11 protein-coding genes and 2 tRNA genes are annotated in these 16,252 nt (G+C 66.9%); 5 read left to right on the forward strand and 8 right to left on the reverse strand.

The window, feature by feature from the left end; all coding sequences use genetic code 11:
- The first annotated feature begins 1 nt into the window (after position 1).
- The 4 genes from LRR16_RS09660 (at position 2) to pgi (ending at position 5,691) form a co-directional block, all read left to right on the forward strand.
- Positions 2-1,276 carry a D-amino acid dehydrogenase gene (locus LRR16_RS09660; protein WP_232205722.1) on the forward strand — a complete coding sequence of 425 codons (1,275 nt, stop codon included), beginning with the start codon at positions 2-4 and terminating at the stop codon, positions 1,274-1,276.
- A 33-nt stretch (positions 1,277-1,309) separates the two neighbouring features.
- Positions 1,310-2,953 (forward strand): NAD(P)H-hydrate dehydratase, encoded by a 1,644-nt coding sequence (locus LRR16_RS09665; protein ID WP_232205723.1) that lies wholly within the window; start codon positions 1,310-1,312, stop codon positions 2,951-2,953.
- A complete protein-coding gene (locus LRR16_RS09670; RefSeq protein ID WP_232205724.1) occupies positions 2,950-3,894 on the forward strand; it encodes a DMT family transporter in 945 nt (314 codons plus the stop codon). Before LRR16_RS09665 ends, LRR16_RS09670 begins: the two co-directional genes overlap by 4 nt.
- Before the next feature lie 135 nt (positions 3,895-4,029).
- Positions 4,030-5,691, forward strand: a complete 1,662-nt coding sequence (pgi, locus tag LRR16_RS09675) for a glucose-6-phosphate isomerase (protein WP_232205725.1) — start codon at positions 4,030-4,032, stop codon at positions 5,689-5,691.
- A gap of 30 nt (positions 5,692-5,721) precedes the next feature.
- Here pgi and LRR16_RS09680 read toward each other — a convergent pair whose 3' ends face one another.
- On the reverse strand, positions 5,722-6,420 hold the full coding sequence (locus LRR16_RS09680; RefSeq protein WP_023263540.1) for an ABC transporter ATP-binding protein: 699 nt from the start codon (positions 6,418-6,420) through the stop codon (positions 5,722-5,724).
- On the opposite strand from LRR16_RS09680, the gene LRR16_RS09685 reads away from it, so the two are divergent.
- Positions 6,419-7,126 carry an arylesterase gene (locus tag LRR16_RS09685; protein WP_232205726.1) on the forward strand — a complete coding sequence of 236 codons (708 nt, stop codon included), beginning with the start codon at positions 6,419-6,421 and terminating at the stop codon, positions 7,124-7,126. The two genes, LRR16_RS09680 and LRR16_RS09685, sit on opposite strands and share 2 nt — an antisense overlap.
- Before the next feature lie 133 nt (positions 7,127-7,259).
- Here LRR16_RS09685 and LRR16_RS09690 read toward each other — a convergent pair whose 3' ends face one another.
- The 7 genes from LRR16_RS09690 to tig form a co-directional block, all read right to left on the reverse strand.
- A complete protein-coding gene (locus tag LRR16_RS09690; RefSeq protein ID WP_232205727.1) occupies positions 7,260-9,194 on the reverse strand; it encodes a SurA N-terminal domain-containing protein in 1,935 nt (644 codons plus the stop codon).
- A 184-nt stretch (positions 9,195-9,378) separates the two neighbouring features.
- Positions 9,379-9,455: transfer RNA gene (locus LRR16_RS09695), tRNA-Asp, on the reverse strand.
- 69 nt (positions 9,456-9,524) lie between these two features.
- Positions 9,525-9,600 (reverse strand) — tRNA-Val (locus LRR16_RS09700).
- Positions 9,601-9,851: 251 nt separating this feature from the next.
- Positions 9,852-12,266, reverse strand: coding sequence for an endopeptidase La (gene lon / locus LRR16_RS09705; RefSeq protein ID WP_023263542.1), 2,415 nt, complete (start codon positions 12,264-12,266; stop codon positions 9,852-9,854).
- Positions 12,267-12,507: 241 nt separating this feature from the next.
- Positions 12,508-13,782 carry an ATP-dependent Clp protease ATP-binding subunit ClpX gene (gene clpX, locus LRR16_RS09710; protein ID WP_006575958.1) on the reverse strand — a complete coding sequence of 425 codons (1,275 nt, stop codon included), beginning with the start codon at positions 13,780-13,782 and terminating at the stop codon, positions 12,508-12,510.
- 233 nt (positions 13,783-14,015) lie between these two features.
- A complete protein-coding gene (clpP, locus tag LRR16_RS09715; RefSeq protein WP_006575957.1) occupies positions 14,016-14,666 on the reverse strand; it encodes an ATP-dependent Clp endopeptidase proteolytic subunit ClpP in 651 nt (216 codons plus the stop codon).
- Positions 14,667-14,760: 94 nt separating this feature from the next.
- A complete protein-coding gene (tig, locus tag LRR16_RS09720) occupies positions 14,761-16,119 on the reverse strand; it encodes a trigger factor (protein ID WP_232205728.1) in 1,359 nt (452 codons plus the stop codon).
- Positions 16,120-16,252: the final 133 nt, after the last annotated feature.

Raw genomic sequence — 16,252 nt, forward strand, 5'->3', positions numbered from 1 at the left:
CATGCGCGCCATCGTGATCGGGGCCGGCGTGATCGGCGTGTGCTCGGCCTGGTATCTGCGCGAGGCCGGATTCGAGGTCACCGTGCTGGACCGGCGCGCCTCTCCGGCCCAGGAGACCAGCTTCGGCAACGCCGGCGTCATCGCGCCCGGCTATGTGACACCGTGGGCCGCGCCGGGGATGCCGGCCAAGGTGCTGCGCACCCTGTTCGCCAGTACCTCGCCGGTGGTATTCCGGCCGAGCGCCGACCCCGCGATGTGGCGCTGGATCGCGCGCTGGCTCGGCGAATGCCGGCTCGAGCGCTACCGCGTCAACAAGCTGCGCATGCAGCGGCTGGCCTTCTACAGCCGCGCCTGCCTGCACCAGTTGCGCGACCAGCTGCAGATCGACTACGAGCAGTCGCAGGGCTATCTGCAGCTGTTCAGGACCGAGCGCGACCTTCAGATGGCCCAGCCCGCGCTGGCGCTGCTGCGCGAGAACGCCGTGCCCCATCGGCTGGTCGATGCGGCCGAATGCCGCCGGCTCGAGCCTGGGCTGGCTCCGGACACCGCGCTGGCCGGCGGGCTGCATCTGCCCGAGGACGAATCGGGCAATTGCCCGATGTTCACGCGCCGGCTGCGGCAGTTCGCTGAGGCCGCGGGCGTGCGGTTTCAGATGGACACCACCGTTCACGGCATCGCCGCGCCTGGCGACGGCGTGCTGTCGGTGTCCGTGCGGTGCCAGGGAGGGGACTCGATCCTGCGCGCGCAACATGTCGTGGTTGCCGCCGGCGTCGCCAGTGCCGCGCTGCTGCGCCCGCTCGGCCTGCGCGTGCCGCTCTATCCGGTCAAGGGCTATTCGGCCACGGTGCCGGTGCGCGATGCCCTGCAGGCGCCGCTGGCCGCGCTGATGGACGAGTCGTACAAGGTCGCGATCACCCGCATGGGCAATCGCATTCGGCTGGCCGGCACCGCCGAGCTGGGCTCGCGCGAGCTGGACCTGCGCCAGGCCGCGGTGCGCACGCTGCTGAAGGTCGGCCGCGACTGGTTCCCGGGCGCGGCGAACTACGCCGAAGCGTCGCTATGGACCGGTGCCCGGCCGATGCTGCCGGACGGCCCGCCGCTGATCGGCGCCACCGCCGTGCGCGGGCTGTTCCTCAATCTCGGCCATGGGTCCACCGGCTGGGCGATGGCCTGCGGCTCCGGCAAGCTGCTTGCGGCTCAGGTGTCCGGCGCGCCGGCCGAGATCGACCTGGAAGGCCTGACGCCGGACCGCTACGGCCTGGGCCCGCGGCGATGAGCCGTTTGCCGGCGGCGCTGCGATAATGCGCCGATGACGCCCTTCTCCTCTCCCGCCGTTGCCGGGACGGCCGCCCAGGCCGCGGACTGGTTGCGCTTCGATCCGCTCAGCGCCACGTCCATTCCGCTGTTCGACAGCGCAGCGATCCGCCGGCTCGAACAGGCGGCCTACGCCACCCTGTCGCCGTTCACGCTGATGGCCCGTGCCGGGGCTGCCGCTGCCGCCTGGCTGAGCGCCCATGCACCGGCCGGACCGCTGTTGTTGCTGGCGGGCCCCGGCAATAACGGCGGCGACGCCCTGGTCGCGGCGACGCACCTGCATCAGGCCGGCCGCGAGGTACAGGCATGGCTGCTGGCCGATCCCGCGCGCCTGCCCGCCGACGCCGCACGCGCGTGGCAGGAGGCGAACGATGCCGGCGTGCCGCTGCAGGTGCTGGTGCCCGATGCCGCCTCGCCGCAAACCGCGCCGCCCTGGCCTGCGGCGGCGCCGCGTTTTGCCGCGGTGGTCGACGGCCTGCTCGGTATCGGCCTGAACCGTCCCGCCAGCGGCGTGCTGGCCGAATGGATCGCGTTGCTGTGCGCACTGGCCGACGACGGGGTGCCGGTGTTCGCGCTCGACGTGCCGAGCGGCCTGTCGGCCGATACCGGCGCCGGTACGCCCGCGGTGCGCGCGACCCGGACGTTGACCTTCATCGCCGCGAAGCCGGGCCTGCTGACGCTGGACGGCCGCGACTGTGCCGGCGAACTCGATATCGCGCCGCTCGGCCTCGACTATCCGCCGCAGGATGCAGCGGCGGCCTGGGCCGCGTGGGCCAATACGCCTGCCCGCTTCGCCGCGGCGCTGCCCGGCCGGCGGCATGCCAGCCACAAGGGCAGCTTCGGCACGCTGGCGGTGATCGGCGGCAGCATCGGCATGGTCGGCGCGCCGCTGCTGAGCGCGCGGGCCGCGTTGCATCTGGGCGCCGGGCGCGTGCATATCGGCTTTCTGGCCGACCCCGCGCCGCCATTCGATCCGGTGCATCCCGAGCTGATGCTGCATCCGGTCGACCGGCTGCAGTTGCAAGAGATGTCGGCGCTGGTGGCCGGCCCCGGCATGGGAACCGGCGAGGACGCGCGCCGATGGCTCGAGACGGTACTGCGTTCGGGTACGCCGGCCGTGCTCGATGCCGATGCGCTGAACCTGCTGGCCGCAGACGCGGCGTTGGCCGCGCTGGCGAAGGCCGGCGCCGCACCGCGCGTGCTGACGCCGCATCCGCTCGAAGCGGCGCGGCTGATGGGCTGCACCGTGGCGGAAATCCAGCGCGATCGACTCGGCGCGGCGCGCGCGCTGGCCAAGCAGTGGCAAGCGGTGGTTGTGCTGAAGGGCTCGGGTACCGTGATCGCCCGGCGAGACGGGAACGCGGTCGCCATCAATCCCACTGGCAATGCGGGCCTGGCCACCGCCGGCACTGGCGACGTGCTGGCCGGCATGATCGGCGCGCTACTGGCACAGGGCATGGCGGCCGCGCCCGCGGCGCTGGCCGCGGTCTGGCTGCATGGCCGCGCCGCCGATCGCCTGGTGGCCGGCGGCCAAGGCCCGGCTGGGCTGACGGCCGGCGAATTGCCCCGCGCCGCGCGGCATGAGCTCAATGCGTTGAACGCGATGAAGGTGCCGAACATGCCGGGCCCGCGGCGATGAGCGGCGCGATCCCGCTACAGAGCGCAGCGCCGAGCCGCCGGCAGCTGTTGACCGGCATCGCGCTGCTGGTGCTGGGCCAATGGATCCTGACGCTGCTCGACGCGACCGGCAAGACGCTGACCCAGCAGGGCCTGCCGATCATGGCGGTGGCCTGGGTCCGTTACGTGGGCCATGTGGTCGCCATCTTTCTGCTGCTCGGTCCGGCGCGCTTCCGGGCCCAGGTCCGCACCGGCCAGCCAAGGCTGCAATGGATGCGCGGCGCCCTGATGCTGGCCTCGACGCTGGTGTTCTTTTCGGTGCTGAAGCTGATGCCGTTGGCGACCGCCACCGCGCTGAACTTCTGCGCGCCGCTGTTCGTGGTCGCGCTGTCGCCATGGCTGCTCGGCGAACGGCCGGGGCGCAACGCCCGCCTGATGCGCTGGAGCGGCGTGCTGATCGGCTTTGCCGGCATGCTGGTGGTGGTGCGCCCCGGCGGCGAGCTGACGCCGCGCGGCGTGGCGCTGGGTCTCACCTCGGCACTGCTGTTCGCGCTGCTGCAAATGCTGACGCGACGCATGGCGGCCCACGACGCGCCGATGACCACGCTGATCTGGAGCGGCATCACCGGCGCCGCGCTGACGACGCTGCTGGTGCCCTTCTTCTGGTTCACCGCGATGCCGACGCCGCTGCAATGCGCGCTGCTGCTGTCCGCCGGCATCACCGGGTCGCTCGGGCACTACTTCGTGATCCGCGCGTTCCAGTACGCCGACGCCTCGTTCCTCAGTCCCTTCCTCTATCTGCAGATCATCTCGGCGACCACGGTCGGCTTCCTCGCCTTCGGCCAGTTGCCGGACTGGACCACGGCGCTGGGGATTGCGGTGATCTGCGCCGGCGGCCTGTGGGTCGCGGGCGGCGAATCGGCATTGCGGCTGGTGGCCCGCAGCCTCGGCGGAACGCGCTGATTGCGGCGTTGTCTGACAGTTCTCGCCGAATGTGCGCGCTATACTCGGCACGTTCCGCGTCTTCTGCGCTCGTACTATCCGGTCGTACTATCCGGTCGTACTATCCGCTCGACACTTTTTCGCCCGTATTTCGCAATGCCCACTGACCTTCCCGCCTGGCAACGTCTGCAGCAGCACTACCAAGCGATCCGCGACCAGCGGATGCGCGACTGGTTTGCCGCGCCCGACGCCGGCGAGCGGGTCGACCGGTTCTCGCTGGAAGCGGCCGGCCTGTTCCTGGACTATTCGAAAAACCGCATCGTGCCGGAGACGATGGACCTGCTGGTCCAGCTCGCCGAAGAGGCCAAGGTACCCGCGCGGCGCGATGCCATGTTCGCTGGCACACATATCAATGCGACCGAGGACCGCGCCGCGCTGCATATGGCGCTGCGTGCCGCACCGGACGCGCCGTTCCAGGTCGACGGCAAGCCAGTGATGCCGGCCGTGCACGATGTGCTCTCGCGCATGCGGGACTTCTCGCAGCGCGTGCGCAGCGGCGAATGGAAGGGCCATGGCGGCAAGACCATCACCGACGTGGTCAACCTTGGCATCGGCGGCTCGGACCTCGGGCCGCGCATGGTGTGCCGGGCGCTGGCGCACCTTGCGGGCGATGGCCGTGGTGACAGCAGCGGTAGCGCGGCTTCTGGCCCGCGCGTGCATTTCGTGTCCAACGTCGACGGCACCGAACTGGCCGAAACGCTGGCGCGGCTCGATCCCGAACGCACGCTGGTGATCGTCTGCTCGAAGACCTTCACCACGCTGGAGACGATGGCGAACGCCAACAGCACGCGCCAATGGTTTATCGCGCGCGGCGTGCCGGAGAGCGGACTGGCGCGCCATTTCGTCGCGGTGTCGACCAACCTGGAAGCGGTGCGCGCCTTCGGCATCGATCCGGCCAATATGTTCGAGTTCTGGGACTGGATCGGCGGACGCTTCTCGCTGTGGTCCTCGGTCGGGCTGTCGATCACGCTGGCGCTCGGCTTCGAAGCCTTCGCGGAACTGCTGGCCGGCGGCCGCGAGATGGACGAGCACTTCCGCAGCGCACCGCTCGCGCGCAACATGCCGGTGATCCTGGGCCTGCTGGGGGTCTGGTACCGCAATGTGTTCGGCCTGCCGACCAGCTGCATGTCACCCTACTCGACCTCGCTGGAACTGTTTCCCGCCTTCCTGCAGCAGCTCGAAATGGAGAGCAACGGCAAGTCGGTGCAGCGCGATGGCCAGCCGGTGCGCGTGGACACCTCGCCGGTGGTCTGGGGAACGGCCGGCACCAATGGCCAGCACGCGTATTTCCAGCTGATCCACCAGGGCTCGCAGATCGTGCCGGTCGATTTCGTTGCACCGCTGTCCGCGCCGCGCACGCTGCCGGGCCATCATGCCAAGCTGCTGGCCAACTGCTTCGCGCAGGCCGAGGCGCTGATGCGCGGGCGGACCGAGGAAGAACTGCGCGAGGCCGGCATCGTCGAGCCCGAGCGCATCGCGCATATGCGCTTCGAGGGCAATCGGCCCAGCAATATGCTGCTGATCGACGGCATCACGCCGCGCGCGCTGGGCGCGCTGATCGCGCTGTACGAGCACCGCACCTTCGTGATGGGCGCGATCTGGAATATCAATTCGTTCGACCAGTGGGGTGTCGAACTGGGCAAGCTGCTGGCGCGGCCGATCGAGGCCGAGCTGAACGGACGCGCCGAGGGGCCGCACGATCCGTCCACCAGCGCGCTGATCGCGCGCGCGCGAGGCGCGCTGGCCCGGGGAGGCTGAGGGCCTGCCCTTGCCCTCGATTTCGCGTTCTCAGACTTCCGCGCCCATCCACTCGTCGCTGGCGACCTTGCCTGCCTCGATCGTCAGGATGCGACCGCAGCGGGCCGCCACCGAGCGATCGTGCGTGACCAGCACCAGCGTCGAGCCGGCGTCGCGATTCAGTTCGAACATCAGCGCGATCACCGCTTCGCCGGTCGCGGTGTCGAGGCTGCCGGTCGGCTCGTCGGCGAACAGGATGTCGGGCCGCGTGACGAAGGCACGGGCCAGCGCGACGCGCTGCTGCTCGCCGCCCGACAGCGTGCGCGGATAGTGCGACAGCCGCGCGCCCAGGCCGACCCGCTCCAGCATCGCCTTGGCGCGCTCTCGCACGCCGTCGGCCTCGCCGCGCAGCTCCAGTGGCAGCATCACATTCTCCAGCGCGGTCAGATGGCCGACCAGCTGGAACGACTGGAACACGAAGCCGACATGCCGCCCCCGCAGCGCGGCGCGCTGGTCCTCGTCCAGCGCGAACAGGTCGTGACCGTGCAGCGACACGGTGCCGCGGCTGGGCAGGTCGAGCCCGGCCATCAGCCCGAGCAGCGTCGACTTGCCCGACCCCGAGGCGCCGACGATGGCCAGCGTTTCGCCGGGCGTGACGGAAAAGGACACGTCGTGCAGAATCGTCAGCGAACCGGTCGCGTCCGTCACGGTCTTTCCCAAGGATTCGACAGCAAGAATGGATGAGGACATGAGCAAGGGTTTCCGGAACGGTTTCTGGCGGGACATCGGTGGACGCTGGCGCGCCCTGGTGCTGGGCGGGCTGCTGGCGCTGGCAGCGATGCCCGCGCTGGCGCAACGCGCGCCCACGATCCTGGTGCTTGGCGACAGCCTGTCGGCGGAATACGGCATCGCGCGCGGCGCAGGATGGGTCAAGTTATTGGAAGACCGCCTGCGCGCGGAGAGGTTCGATTATAGCGTCGTCAATGCGAGCATCAGCGGCGAGACCACGGTAGGCGGCAAGACCCGTCTGCCCGATCTGCTGTCCCGGCACCGGCCCGCCGTGGTGGTCGTCGAACTGGGCGCCAACGACGCGCTGCGCGGCCTGCCGCTGCAGAGCACCGAGGCCAACCTGCGCCAGATCGTCACCAGCGCCAAAGCCGCGAAGGCCAATGTGCTGCTGATCGGCATGCGGATCCCGCCGAACTACGGGCCCGACTACACCGAGCGCTTCTTCGCGCTGTATCCGAAGCTGGCCAAGGAATACCAGCTGCCGCTGGTGCCCTTCCTGCTGGACAAGGTGGTGACGCGGCCGGACTGGTTCCAGGACGATCGCATCCATCCAACCGCGCAGGCCCAGCCGGCGCTGCTCGACACCGTGTGGCCGCAGCTGGAGCCGCTGCTCAAGCGCCAGCGGCGCAGCGCGGAGGATGGCAAGGCGCAGCAACGGCGCGGATGAACGGCGGGCCGGCGGCATCGGCCGCCGGTGCATGACACCGGCGCATGACATCGGCGCATGACAAAGGGGCCCCGCGGGGCCCCTTCTTCATCGCTGCAGGACCGACCTGTGCGGCCGGCCACGTCAATCGTCGTCAGCCTGCCGGCTGCGATTCCGCCGGCGCCGCGGGCTTGAGCACCTCGACGTCCGAACGCGCCTTCAGGCTCTCGAAGAACGCTTCCAGCTCGCTCTGGCCGGCCAGTTGCGACAGCTGCTGCGCGTCGGCCTGGCGTTGCGCCGGATTGGCCTGCGCCGGCTGCGAAACCTTGGCGATGCGATAGATCGCATAGCCCTGCGCGCCCAGATCGACGCCGACCATCGCCGGCAGCTTCGATGCATCGGCGCGCATCACGGCCTCGACCGCCTTCGGCGCGAGACCGGCCGGTTGCTGCCGCGACACTGTGACGGCGCCGCCAAAGCCATCGGCCGACCCGCTCTGCTTCAGTTTGGCCAGCTGCGCTTCGCCGTCCTTGCGCGCCAGTTCGGCGGCCTGCTCGGCGACGTACTGCGCGCGGACCTGATCGCGCACCGCGTCGAACGGACGCACCGACGCCGGGCGATACTCGACCACGCGGCCGGCGACCAGCGTTTCCGGACCGACCTGGATCGCTTCGGTATTGCGCTTGTTCTTGATCGCGTCGTCGCTGAACAGCGCGGTCAGCACCTTCTCGTTGTTCAGCGGATTGTTCGCGCCCAGCGCGGGGTTCGGCGCGCGGGTCACGTTGTCGGCGGTCTGGATCGTCAGCTTGAACTTGTCGGCGGCCGGCTTCAGGCTGTCCGACTGCTCGTAGACGGTATTGCCGAAGGCATCGGCCTGCTCGGTGAACTGCTTGGCCGCGAGCTGCTTGCGCAGTTCGGCCTCGAGTTCGGCCTTGACCGACTCGAGCGGACGCGTCTGCGACGGCTTGACCTCGGTCACCTTGATGATGTGATAGCCGTAGTCGGTCTCGACCACATCGCTGAGCTGGTTCGGCTGCAGCGCATACATCGCGTCCTCGAACGGCTTGACCAGCGCGCCGCGGCCCATGAAACCGAGGTCACCGCCCTTCTCCGCCGAGCCCGGATCCTGCGACTGCTTGCGCGCGACATCGGCGAAGGTGTCCGGCTGCTTGCGCAGTTCTTCCAGCAGCCTGGTGGCCTTGTCCTTGGCGGCCTGACGCTCCGCGGCGGGCGCATCCTTCGGCGCCGCGATCAGGATATGGCTGGCGCGGCGCTGCTCGTCGGTACGGAAGCGCGCGATATTGCTGTCGTAGTAGGACTTCAGCTGCTCGGGCGTGATGCTGATGCCCGCGGCCAGCGCATCGGCCGACAGCACCAGGTATTCGACCTTGGCCTGCTCGGGCACGCTGAAGGCCTGGCGATGCTTGTCGTAGTACGCCTTCAGCGCGGCGTCGTCGGCCGACACCTTGGCGGCGTAGTCGCTGGCCTTCAGCAGCAGCGGCTGGACCTCGCGCTGCTGGTCGCGCGCGGCGATCAGGCGGTCCAGCAACGACTTCGGCATGAAGGCGGTCGCGCCGATCGACTGGCCGAGCTGCTGCGTCGCCAGGTCGAAGCGCATGCGCGCGTCGAACTGTTCGGGGGTCATGCCCTGCGAGGCCAGCAGTTCGAGATAGGCCTTGTCCTCGACCCGCCCGTCCGCCTTCTTCGGCAGCTGCGCGATCGCAGGAATATTGACGATCGCCTCGTACAGGCGCTCGTTCGACACGGTCAGATGCTCGCGATTGACCTCGTTGGCGACCACGCGCTGCAGGATCAGCTGGTCCAGCACGGCCTTGCGCGCTTCCGGACCTTCGAACTGGCGCGGATCGTAGGCGGCGCCCAGCACCTGACGCATCCGCTCGGACTGCTCGCGCAGCACGTTGTCGACTTCCTGTTGGGTGATGGCACGGCCATCGACCTTGGCGGCGTCGTGCGAACTGTCCATGAAGCGCGAATAGCTTTCCACGCCGAAGAACACGAACGACGGAAACACCAGCACCAGCAGCAGCAAAAGCATCAGGCGCCGGTTGTTGCGAACGAAATCAAGCATGCTGACTCGGGATCAAGTTGGGACGGAGGTCAAACTCCGCGATTCTAGCAGGCTGCGCGGGGCCGCCCGGTGGATGTGGCGTCGGCGGCCGCTAAGGGTGGGCTACAGACCGGGTCTGCAAATGAAAACAGCCGCATGGAGGCGGCTGATTCGGCCGGCCACCTGGCGGTGCCCGGATGCAATGTGGCGGAGTGGACGGGACTCGAACCCGCGACCCCCGGCGTGACAGGCCGGTATTCTAACCGACTGAACTACCACTCCGATGTCGGTCTCGCTGCCCGGCGACACGGCCCGATCAGTTGAGGCATGACGATCGGGCCATCGAGAGAGTGGTGGGTGCTGAGGGGATCGAACCCCCGACCTACGCCTTGTAAGGGCGCCGCTCTACCAGCTGAGCTAAGCACCCGCTCGATGTTGCCGCGATGTTGCCACCCGATGTTTCCACCATGTGGCCGCAATGCTGCCAATCCGGCTGTATCGCCGCGCACGTATCAGCCGTCGACTGCCGTTTGCGCTGCGAGGCCGCAAGTGTAATACAGCGTGTTTGGCTTTGCCAAGCCGAACACCGCGCGGCGCGCAAAAAAAACCGCAGGGCGAACCTGCGGTCTTTGCGGTGCCAGCCGGTGGAATCGCCGGGCCGGCGCACGCTCGGCACGATCAGTGGTGAATCATCTCGTGCGTGGCGGCCGCGCCCTTGTCCTTGACTTCGGCAGGGCTGGCGACTTCCTCCGGCAGCGGCTCGGGTACGCGCTCGAGCGCCATTTCCAACACCTTGTCGATCCAGCGCACCGGAACGATCTCGATGTTGTTCTTGACGTTGTCCGGAATCTCGGCGAGGTCCTTGACGTTCTCCTCAGGAATCAGCGCCAGCTTGATGCCACCGCGGTGGGCGGCCAGCAGCTTCTCCTTCAGACCGCCGATCGGCAGCACTTCGCCGCGCAGCGTGATCTCGCCGGTCATCGCCACATCGGCGCGCACCGGAATACCGCTGAGCACCGACACCAGCGCCGTCGTCATCGCGATACCGGCGGACGGACCGTCCTTCGGCGTCGCGCCCTCGGGCACGTGGATGTGGATGTCCCGCTTCTCGAACATCTCGTCGGTGATGCCGAGCCGGCGGGCGCGCGAACGCACCACCGAACGCGCGGCCTCGACCGATTCCTTCATCACGTCGCCCAGCGAGCCGGTGCGCGTGATATTGCCCTTGCCCGGCATCAGCGCCGCCTCGATCGTCAGCAGATCGCCGCCGACCTCGGTCCACGCCAGACCGGTGACCTGGCCCACCTGGTTTTCCTTGCCGGCCAGGCCGAAGTCGTACTTGCGCACGCCGAGGAATTTGTCCAGGTTCTCCGAGTCGACCTTGACCGTGCCGCTCTCCTTCTTCAGCAGCAGCATCTTGACGACCTTGCGGGCGATCTTCGACACCTCGCGTTCCAGCGAGCGCACGCCGGCTTCGCGGGTGTAGTAGCGGATGATGTCGCGGATCGCCGCTTCGCTGACCTCGATTTCACCCGGCTTCAGACCGTTGTTGCGGATCTGCTTTGGCAGCAGATAGCGCTGGGTGATATTGACCTTCTCTTCCTCCGTGTAGCCGGACAGCCGGATCACTTCCATCCGGTCGAGCAGCGGCGGCGGAATGTTCAGCGAGTTCGACGTGGCCACGAACATCACGTCCGACAGGTCGAAGTCCACCTCGATGTAGTGGTCCTGGAACGTGTGGTTCTGTTCCGGGTCCAGCACCTCGAGCAGCGCCGACGACGGGTCGCCGCGGAAGTCCATACCCATCTTGTCGATCTCGTCGAGCAGGAAGAGCGGATTGCGCACGCCGACCTTGGTCAGGCTCTGCAGGATCTTGCCGGGCATCGAACCGATATAGGTACGGCGGTGACCGCGGATCTCGGCTTCGTCGCGCACGCCGCCCAGCGCCATGCGGACGAACTTGCGGTTCGTCGCACGCGCCACCGACTGGCCCAGCGAGGTCTTGCCGACCCCGGGCGGCCCGACCAGGCACAGGATCGGCGCCTTGACCTTGTCGACGCGCTGCTGCACGGCGAGGTATTCGAGGATCCGTTCCTTGACCTTCTCGAGACCGTAGTGGTCCTCGTCCAGCACGCGCTCGGCGTTGGCCAGGTCGTTATTGACCTTGCTCTTCTTGCGCCACGGCAGGTTGACCAGCGTGTCGATGTAGTTGCGCACGACGGTCGCCTCGGCGGACATCGGCGACATCAGCTTGAGCTTCTTGAACTCGGCCTCGGCCTTCTTCTTGGCCTCCTTCGGCATGCGGGCGGCCTTGATGCGCTTGTCGAGTTCCTCGAGATCCGCGCCCTCTTCGCCTTCGCCCAGTTCCTTCTGGATGGCCTTGACCTGCTCGTTCAGGTAGTACTCGCGCTGGCTCTTCTCCATCTGGCGCTTGACGCGGCCACGGATGCGCTTCTCGACCTGCAGGATGTCGATCTCGCCCTCGAGCTGCGACAGCAGGCTCTCCAGGCGCTCGGTCACGTTGACCATCTCCAGGATCTTCTGCTTCTGCTCGAGCTTGATCGGCAGATGCGCGGCGATGGTATCGGCCAGGCGGCCCGGCTCGTCGATGCCCGACAGCGAGGTCAGGATCTCCGGCGGGATCTTCTTGTTCAGCTTCACGTACTGGTCGAACTGCGACACGATCGCGCGGCGCAGGGCCTCGGTTTCGGCGCTTTCGCCCGGGCCCAGGGGCACCGGCACGGCCTCGCACATGAAGTGCGAGTCGTCCTCGCTCACTTCGCGGATATTCGCGCGCTGCGTGCCTTCGACCAGCACCTTCACGGTGCCGTCCGGCAGCTTCAGCATCTGCAGGATATTGGCGATGCAGCCGACCTCGTACAGGTCTTCGGCGGTGGGCTCATCCTTCGCCGCCGTTTTCTGGGCCACGAGCATGATGCTCTTGCCCGACTCCATCGCAGTTTCCAGCGCCTTGATGGACTTCGGGCGACCCACGAACAGCGGGATCACCATGTGCGGAAACACCACCACGTCGCGCAGCGGCAACAGTGGGAGGCGAATCGGCTCAGCCGGGAGGAGTTGTGTTCCAGACATCAGTTTCCCCAGTCAGTCATTTAAGGCGTAAATTGGGTCGCACGAACCGATTACAAGACAGCAATCACCGGTTCGCAGCATCAGTCAAATGACGGCCCCGACACTTGCGAATCCCGCGCAAACAGCATACCCGCGTTTCCTCCCGTTCGTTTGGCGAAATGAAGAAAAAAAGCCGCTCGCTTCTCGCGAACGGCCTGTCGGTGGGCTGCCGGCGGGATACGCCCTTGCGCCGGCGTTCGCGTCAGTTGGAGCCAGCCACCTTGGGCTGCTCCTCGTACATCAGCAAGGGGGGCGCGTCGCCGGTGATCGTGCTTTCGTCGATCACGACTTTTTGCACGCCCTTGTAATTCGGCAGGTCGTACATGACATCCATCAGCGATTGTTCGAGGATCGAACGCAGGCCGCGCGCACCCGTCTTGCGCTTGATGGCCTTGCGGGCAATCGCGGACAGCGCCGCCGGCCGGATCTCCAGTTCGACGCCTTCCATCGCCAGCAGTTTCTGATACTGCTTGACCAGCGCGTTCTTCGGCTCGATCAGGATCTGCACCAGTGCGGCCTCGTCCAGCTTGGACAGCGTCGCGACCACCGGCAGGCGGCCGATCAGTTCCGGAATCAGGCCGAACTTGATCAGATCCTCGGGTTCGGTCTGCGGCAGCACCTCGCTGACATCGCGCTCTTCCTTGCTCTGGACCTGGGCGCCGAAGCCGATGCCGGTCTTGTCCGAGCGCTGCATGATGACCTTTTCCAGTCCATCGAAGGCACCGCCGCAGATGAACAGGATGTTGGTGGTATCGACCTGCAGGAAGTCCTGGTTCGGATGCTTGCGCCCGCCTTGCGGCGGCACCGAGGCCATGGTGCCCTCGATCAGCTTCAGCAGCGCCTGCTGCACGCCCTCGCCCGACACGTCGCGGGTGATGGACGGGTTGTCCGACTTGCGCGAGATCTTGTCGATCTCGTCGATGTAGACGATGCCGCGCTGGGCCTTCTCGACCTCGTAATTGCAGTTCTGCAGCAGCTTCTGGATGATGTTCTCGACGTCCTCGCCGACATAGCCGGCTTCGGTCAGCGTGGTCGCGTCGGCGATCACGAAGGGAACGTTGAGCAGGCGTGCCAGCGTCTGGGCGAGCAGCGTCTTGCCCGAACCGGTCGGGCCGATCAGCAGGATATTGCTCTTGGAGAGCTCGACATCGTCCTTCTTGCCGAGATGCTTGAGCCGCTTGTAGTGGTTGTAGACAGCCACGGCCAGAATCTTCTTGGCCTGCTCCTGGCCAATCACATACTGGTCGAGGCTTTCGCGGATCTCGTGCGGCGTCGGCAGGTCCGACTTGGCCGCGGCCGGGGCGTCCTTGTCGGCGCCGGCGGCTTCATCGCGAATGATCTCGTTGCACAGGTCGATGCATTCGTCGCAGATGAACACCGACGGGCCGGCGATCAGCTTCTTGACCTCGTGCTGGCTTTTGCCGCAGAAGGAGCAATACAGAAGCTTCTCGCTGGATGAACCTTTTTTGTCCGCCATAGGAATCGTCACATTAGCATGGGCGCGCCAGGGCGCAGAAAGGACCTTGGCGATACGCGTCAAACGCATCATACGCCAAAACCTTTAGGGCAGCGGGCGGAACCCCCAAGGTGTGGGGGCAAACACCACAAACGAGGCGCGGGGCCTCGTTTTGTGGTGTAGGCTTGGCCGTTTGAGGCCGGGCCGGGACTCGAAAGCCGGCGGCCCCGGAAAACCGGGCCGCCGCGTCCGGCTTAACCGCGGCGGGCGATCACCTTGTCGATCAGGCCGTAATCGACTGCCTGGTCGCCGCTCATGAAATTGTCCCGGTCGGTATCGCGGGCAATCTTCTCGACCGGCTGACCGGTCACCTCGGCCAGGATCGAATTCAGGCGTTCACGCAGATAGAGGATCTCGCGCGCCTGGATCTCGATGTCCGAGGCCTGGCCGCGCGCGCCGCCCAGCGGCTGGTGGATCATGATCCGCGAGTTGGGCAGCGCCAGGCGCTTGCCCTTGGCGCCGGCGGCCAGCAGGAACGCGCCCATGCTGGCGGCCATGCCCATGCACAGCGTCGACACGTCCGGCTTGATGAACTGCATCGTGTCGTACACCGCCAGACCGGCCGAGACCGAACCGCCCGGCGAGTTGATGTAGAGGAAGACATCCTTGTCGGGATTCTCGCTCTCCAGAAACAGCAGCTGCGCGATCACCAGATTGGCGGTCTGGTCGTTGACTTCGCCCACCATGAACACCAGGCGCTCCTTCAGCAGGCGCGAGTAGATGTCATAGGCGCGTTCGCCCCGACCGGACTGCTCGACCACCATCGGCACCAGCCCGAGGCCCATGGTCTCCAGCGCCGAGGCTTGCGTGGTGGCGAGACGATCGAGCAAATCATTGCGGGTCATGCAGAGTTCTCCAGGAATTCGGTGGCAGGCCAGTGGCCTCGGCAAAAGGCAAACAAGCCGCCCGAAGGCGGCTTTGCCCTGAGGCGGCTGTCGATCAGGCTTGCTGGCCGCCGTTGCCTTCGGCCGTCAGCTCCTCGAAGGACACCGACTTGTCGGTAACCTTGGCCTTCTCGCACACGAAATTTACCACGTTGTTTTCGAGCACGTAGGCTTCCATCTCGGCCAGGCGCTGCTGGTCGCCGTAGTACCAGCGCATGACTTCCTTCGGATCCTCGTAGCTCTTGGCGAACTCCTCGATCTCCGCCTTGATCTGGTCGGCCTTCGCTTCGAGGCCGTTGGCCTTGACGATCTCGGCCAGGATCAGGCCCAGCTTGACGCGGCGCTCGGCCTGCTGCGCGAACATCTCCGGCGGAATCGGCATGTCCTTGGCGTTCGGCATGCCACGCTGCTCCAGATCGCGGCGGGCCATCTGCACCAGGCGCTCCTGGTCCTGTTCGATCAGGGCCTTGGGCACGTCCAGCTCGCTGGCCTTCAGCAGCGCTTCCATGACCTGGTCCTTCAGCATCGCGTGCGTGCGGCGCTTGACCTCGCGCTCCAGGTTCTCGCGGATGTCGGCGCGCATCTTCTCGACGCTGCCGTCGGCGATGCCCAGCGACTTGGCGAAGTTGTCGTCGACCTCGGGCAGGTGCGCCCACTCGACCTGCTTCATCGTGATGGTGAATTCGGCGGTCTTGCCGGCGACTTCCTTGCCGTGATAGTCCTCGGCGAAGGCCAGCGGGAAGGTCTTGCTCTCGCCGACCTTCAGGCCCAGCGCGGCCTGCTCGAACTCGGGCAGCATGCGGCCTTCGCCCAGCACGAAGACGAAGTCCTCGGCCTTGCCGCCGGCGAACTCGACGCCGTCGATCTTGCCGACGAAGTCGACCGTCACGCGGTCGCCATTCTTGGCTGCGACTTCGCCGCCGCCATCGCCATGCTCGCCGGCTTCGCCGCGGGCGTGGTAGTGGACGCGCTGCTTGCGCAGGATGTCGATGGTCTTGTCGATCTCGGCGTCGGTGATCTCGGTCTTCGTGCGGGTCACCTCGGCGGCCGACAGGTCACCGATCTTGACTTCCGGGTAGACCTCGAAGGTGGCGTCGAATGCCACTTCGTCGTCCGCCACGCCTTCGGTCTTGATCTCGAACTTGGGCTGGCCAGCGACCTTGACGTCCTGCTGCTGCGTGATGTCGAAGAACTTGCGGGCGGCCTTGTCGAAGCGCACTTCGAACTCGACCTGCTGGCCGTACTGCTTCTCGACCATCTTCATCGGCACCTTGCCCGGGCGGAAGCCGGCCATCTTGACCGTCTTCGACAGGCGAACCAGGCGTTCCTGCTTCTCCTTCTCGACCTCGGCCTTCGGGATGGCCAGGGTCACCTTGCGGTCGAGTTTGCCGAGGTTTTCAATCACATTCGACATGGTCGTCAATCCAATCCAGAAATGTTGTTGTGTTCGTCAGCGCGTTCCGCTTGCGTGCCTGCGTGCAGGGGTTTTCTCCCTCAGGCCGTCGAACGGTTCGCACGCACCAGCCACGCATGAGGCACGCGGGCAA

It is taken from the genome of Cupriavidus sp. UGS-1 (assembly GCF_021213615.1).
In the GTDB taxonomy this organism is placed as follows: domain Bacteria; phylum Pseudomonadota; class Gammaproteobacteria; order Burkholderiales; family Burkholderiaceae; genus Cupriavidus.

Coding starts and splice junctions, on each gene's coding strand:
- LRR16_RS09665 (WP_232205723.1), top strand. CDS start 1,310: ATGACGCCCTTCTCCTCTCCCGCCGTTGCCGGGACGGCCGCCCAGGCC.
- clpP (WP_006575957.1), bottom strand. CDS start 14,666: ATGACCCGCAATGATTTGCTCGATCGTCTCGCCACCACGCAAGCCTCG.
- LRR16_RS09680 (WP_023263540.1), bottom strand. CDS start 6,420: ATGTCCTCATCCATTCTTGCTGTCGAATCCTTGGGAAAGACCGTGACG.
- LRR16_RS09685 (WP_232205726.1), top strand. CDS start 6,419: ATGAGCAAGGGTTTCCGGAACGGTTTCTGGCGGGACATCGGTGGACGC.
- tig (WP_232205728.1), bottom strand. CDS start 16,119: ATGTCGAATGTGATTGAAAACCTCGGCAAACTCGACCGCAAGGTGACC.
- LRR16_RS09690 (WP_232205727.1), bottom strand. CDS start 9,194: ATGCTTGATTTCGTTCGCAACAACCGGCGCCTGATGCTTTTGCTGCTG.
- lon (WP_023263542.1), bottom strand. CDS start 12,266: ATGTCTGGAACACAACTCCTCCCGGCTGAGCCGATTCGCCTCCCACTG.
- LRR16_RS09660 (WP_232205722.1), top strand. CDS start 2: ATGCGCGCCATCGTGATCGGGGCCGGCGTGATCGGCGTGTGCTCGGCC.
- LRR16_RS09670 (WP_232205724.1), top strand. CDS start 2,950: ATGAGCGGCGCGATCCCGCTACAGAGCGCAGCGCCGAGCCGCCGGCAG.
- pgi (WP_232205725.1), top strand. CDS start 4,030: ATGCCCACTGACCTTCCCGCCTGGCAACGTCTGCAGCAGCACTACCAA.
- clpX (WP_006575958.1), bottom strand. CDS start 13,782: ATGGCGGACAAAAAAGGTTCATCCAGCGAGAAGCTTCTGTATTGCTCC.